3 protein-coding genes are annotated in these 2,418 nt (G+C 56.2%); all 3 read right to left on the bottom strand.

Annotation, left to right across the window (positions count from 1 at the left end; translation table 11 throughout):
* Nucleotides 1-404: 404 nt before the first annotated feature.
* Nucleotides 405-947 (bottom strand): DUF4142 domain-containing protein, encoded by a 543-nt coding sequence (locus HTY53_RS24545; protein WP_174109189.1) that lies wholly within the window; start codon nt 945-947, stop codon nt 405-407.
* 434 nt (nt 948-1,381) lie between these two features.
* Complete coding sequence (locus HTY53_RS24550; RefSeq protein ID WP_174109190.1) at nt 1,382-1,675, bottom strand: hypothetical protein; 294 nt, start codon at nt 1,673-1,675, stop codon at nt 1,382-1,384.
* Nucleotides 1,672-2,418, bottom strand: a 747-nt coding sequence (locus HTY53_RS24555; protein ID WP_217435748.1) for a hypothetical protein, incomplete at its 5' end; no start/stop codon positions are given. The genes HTY53_RS24550 and HTY53_RS24555, both read right to left, overlap by 4 nt.

Genomic DNA, 2,418 nt, shown 5'->3' on the forward strand with positions numbered 1-2,418 from the left:
CCGGCGTACTGCTCCTTCTTGCCGTAGTTCTCGTGCACCGTGACCGGCGGCGGCAACGTATTGGTAATCGCGCCCTCGACATTGAGCTCGATATTGTTGCCGGCGACGCTCGATCAATCGATAAAACGTCGCCACCGAGCGCCCGCCAATTCTTGCAGACAATACAGCTTTAGCACAGCATCACCATCGTTAAGAGGAAGAGCGGCCTCATTCAAACCAATGTCGATGAGGCTTGCCCGTTTCGAGCATATAGCCGCATACCCGACAGTTGTTACCGGCCTTGTGCACGACAGTACTCCGAGTTGCGGTGATATCCACGAGCAGAAGGATCCGGCCTAAACATAATCTTGGGCGTCCCCCCAGTATTCTTTACAGCGACCCCAGAACGGTCCCCCGACTGCCACTCATGGCTTCTTGTTCTTGGTGGCGTTCTTGCTCTTCGGCAGCGAGGCTTGCAACTGCTTCGCATGCTCCAGATGCGCGACGAACGCCGGCCGCACCTTGACCAGCAGGGCCTTCAACTCGGCATTGCTGGCGCTCGGCACCAGGGTCTTGTCCAGGGCATTGAGCACGGCCTGGTGGTAGTCGACCTCCTGATCGACATAGGCCCGGTCGAACGCATCACCCTTGAGCCCCTTCAGTTTGGCGATGTTTGCTTCCCCGCCCCGCTTCAGGGTCTGGGCGGTCGGGTTGTCTTCGGGCGTGAGGTCGAGCTTCTTGGCCAGGTCCATTGCGGACTTGTTGACGCTGGTGTGGTCAGTGACCATCAGGTCTGCGAATTCCTTCACGTCCCTGGACTTCGCCTTCGTCCGCGCCAGTTCGCCGGCGTCGATGTCGACCTGGTTTGCTGTAACGACGATTGCCGCGATTTGGGCGTCGGTGGGAGATTGGGCCCACCCCATTGTCGCTGCGCAGCATAGGGATAAGGCCGTCAGGATGTGCTTCATGGCATCCCTCCTCCATTAAACGAACCCGTTGGCCTCGGCGCCGGACGGCGTGGGCGATGGGGTCCCCGTTCATGGGGATGGATGTCACGGGGGGCGGCGGCGTTCCGGGATGATGGCCGCGTGGCTAGGCCTTTCCACAAAGGCTCACAGGGCCTCGCGGTTTGCCTGGTTTGCCAATCTCATCTGCTTGCCGGCCTCTTTCAAGGTGACCGGCCATGCCAATTGCTGCTTGTCGACCAAGAGAGTCAGCAGTCGAGCTGTCCCTGGGTCAAAGATGAAATCCCCGAAACCCGCCCCCCGGCCGAGCACTGCTTTCTAAGAGGCATCCATATTTGACGACCAAAGACTATCCCTTTTATAAAACTGGCGCGTAATAGCAAAAACTACAGCACGGTGCGACACCACATCCCACGTGCTTTGGGATAAAATCGTGATCACCACAAATGCAGTATTACCTCATAGTCTGGACCAAGTTCCGATCTTAGCTCATCTGCCAATTCAAACCCTTCACGTTTGAACTGACGCTCTTCTGCCTCGCTCGGAAATCGGGAATCTGGCGGATAATCCATATTTAACGTCTTATCCAACTTTTCCGCCCATTTAAGAAGCCTTATTCTTAACTGAGGTGAGATAGGAAGATCGGCAGGATCGATATTCCCAACTTCCCCAGGCGATGCCTCCCACAACGGGAAACAATAGTAATCTGCCATCAACTTGATTTTCTTCATTTGATACGCCCCGCTGGATTCGCCCCCACGACAAATCCATTACTTCCGATCGTGATAGCTATGTTTTGTTTCTGGCCATTTACCACAGTCTGATATATCGGCCGCCCGGTCCCCGTCCCTTGATAGCCCACAATAAGGCCCTCTTTAATAGCACTCATAACGACACCTGGAATCTGGGATTCGGTAACACCGATATTAGCAAAATCCTTTGCGTGCTCCTGGATAATATGCCTCAATCCGGCAGTGGTGCTACCTGTTTCTAGAAAAACAACCTGTCCGCTGGGCGTGCGCGTTGTGGCCACCACGTGCTCGCGCGTAAATTTGACTCCGTTTGCGACGAGCGCGTTGAGCGCCTCCGGATCAACCGCCCCTGCACCGCGCCCTAGCAACTGGCTGAGCTTGCCATAAGCCGCAGCACCAACGGGGATTGCACCCAAAATCCCGGACAGCCAACGGTCTACCGTCTCAAGTGGCTGCGCGCTTAAAGTCCGGCCGGTCACCGCCTGGTACAACATCGCCGGTGATCCAAAATAGGGGATCATATTCGACAAAGCGTCCCCGAGCCTCAACGCCTGCTCAGGCGTCAGATTGTCCATCCTTTCGAGGGTCACGGCCGCCTCGAACTCTCGGACTTGCTTGTCGATCCGGACAAAGTCTTCGTTCGTGCAATTCGGCTCGCACAGCTTTGTCAGATAGGCGTTTACCTTGGCACTAATGCCCCGCTCCGGCCCAAGCGACGTGGC

This window comes from Cupriavidus gilardii, assembly GCF_013314895.1.
GTDB classification, from domain to species: Bacteria; Pseudomonadota; Gammaproteobacteria; order Burkholderiales; family Burkholderiaceae; genus Cupriavidus; species Cupriavidus gilardii_C.